The sequence below is a fragment of the Streptomyces sp. NPDC015220 genome, from assembly GCF_043079345.1.
In the GTDB taxonomy this organism is placed as follows: Bacteria; Actinomycetota; Actinomycetes; order Streptomycetales; family Streptomycetaceae; genus Streptomyces.
The window spans coordinates 1-1848 of record NZ_JBIBUK010000054.1; the positions used below are offsets into that span (position 1 = coordinate 1).

General features: G+C 73.8%; 1 protein-coding gene. It reads left to right on the plus strand.

The window, feature by feature from the left end; translation table 11 throughout:
- A partial coding sequence (locus ACF061_RS39005) for a condensation domain-containing protein (RefSeq protein WP_392271769.1) occupies window positions 1-1848 on the plus strand: 1848 nt, incomplete at both ends.

Consider the following 1848-nt stretch of genomic DNA (forward strand, 5'->3'; position numbering starts at 1 on the left):
TACATGATCCCCGCCCTCTTCGTCACCCTCGACCACCTCCCCCTCACACCCAGCGGCAAGGTCGACCGCCGCTCCCTGCCCGACCCCGAGACCCGCACCGAACACCTCACCACCGCCTACACCGCCCCGCGCGACGAGACCGAGGAAACCCTCGCCGCCATCTGGACCGACGTCCTCGGCGTCGACAAGGTCGGCGTCCACGACAACTTCTTCGAACTCGGCGGCGACTCCATCCTCTCCATCCAGGTCATCTCCCACGCCCGCCAGGCACTGGGCGGACGACTCTCGCCGCGGCTGCTCTTCGAGGCTCCGACGGTCGCCGAACTGGCGGCCGCCGTGGCCCTGGAGGCGGAGGACGCGCCCGGCGCGCCGGTGATCCCGGGGGCGCCGCGCGACGGCCTGCTGCCGATGTCCTTCGGCCAGCAGCGACTGTGGTTCCTGGAGGACTTCAACGAGGGCGGCACCGAGTACCACTCGGCCGTCGGGCTGCGTCTGACCGGCCCCCTGGACCCGGAAGCGCTCCGCACGGCGGTCGGTGACCTGGTGGCCCGGCACGAGGCGCTGCGGACGACGTTCTCCGTGGTAGACGGCCGTGGCGTGCAGACGGTCCACCCCGTGCTGGAACCGGAGTGGCGCGCAGAGGAGGCGACGGACGAGGAACGGCTGCGCGCGCTGGCGCGGGAGGAACTGGCGCGCCCCTACGACCTGCGCGACGGCCCGCTCGTCCGGGTCCTCCTGGTCCGCCTCTCCGCCGAGGAGCACGTGTGCGTGCTGGGGATGCACCACATCGTCACCGACGGCTGGTCCATGGGCGTCGTCGCCCGCGAGCTGGGCGAGCTCTACACCGCCCGCACCGAGGGCCGCGCGCACCGGCTGCCCGAAGTCGCCGTCCAGTATGCGGACTTCGCCGCCTGGCAGCGCGCCCGGCTGGAGGACGGCGGCCTGCTGGCGCAGCAGCTCCACTGGTGGCGCGAGCGGCTCGACGGCATCGCCCCGCTGGAGCTGCCCACCGACCGGCCCCGCCCGGCCGTACGCTCGTCGAGGGGCGGCGTGCAGGGTTTCGAGGTGCCGGCCGCCACCGTGGACGGGCTCAAGGATCTGGCGCGTGCGCGGGGCGCGACCCTCTTCATGGCGCTGACGGCGGCCGTCAAGGCGGTCTTCGCCCGCTACACCGGGCAGCGGGACATCGCCGTCGGCACCGCGTCCGCCGGCCGGGACGGGGCGGGTCTGGAGCAGCTGGTCGGTTTCCTGGTCAACACGGTCGTGCTGCGTTCGCACATCGACCCCGACACGCCCTTCGGCACCCTGCTCGGGCAGATGCGGGAGACCGTGCTCGACGCGTTCGCCCACCAGGACGTGCCCTTCGAGCGCCTGGTGGAGGCGGTGCAGCCGGAGCGTGACACGAGCCGCACACCGCTGGTGCAGGCGATGGTGGTGCTGCAGAACGCGCCCGGCGTGCACCCGGGCCTCGGCGGGGTCCGCGTCGGCGACTACCCGTTGGAGCGGGAGGACTCGGCGCTGTTCGACCTGACCGTCGAGTTCCAGGAGTACGAGGGCGGACTGCGGGCGCTCGTCGAGTACAGCGCCGAGCTGTTCGACGCGCCGACCGTCGCGCGCTTCGGGGAGCACCTGAACACGCTGCTCGCCGCCGCCGTGGCCGACCCGGACCGGCCCGTCTCCGCGCTGCCGTTGCTCACCCCGGCCGAGCGGGAGCGGCTGGTGGGCGACTGGGCGGTGACGCCCGGCGTCGCCCCCTGGGACGGCACGATCCACGACCGGATCGCCGCGCGCGCCGCGGCCACGCCCGACGCGGTGGCCGTCTCCTGCGCGGGCGAGACCCTGACCTAC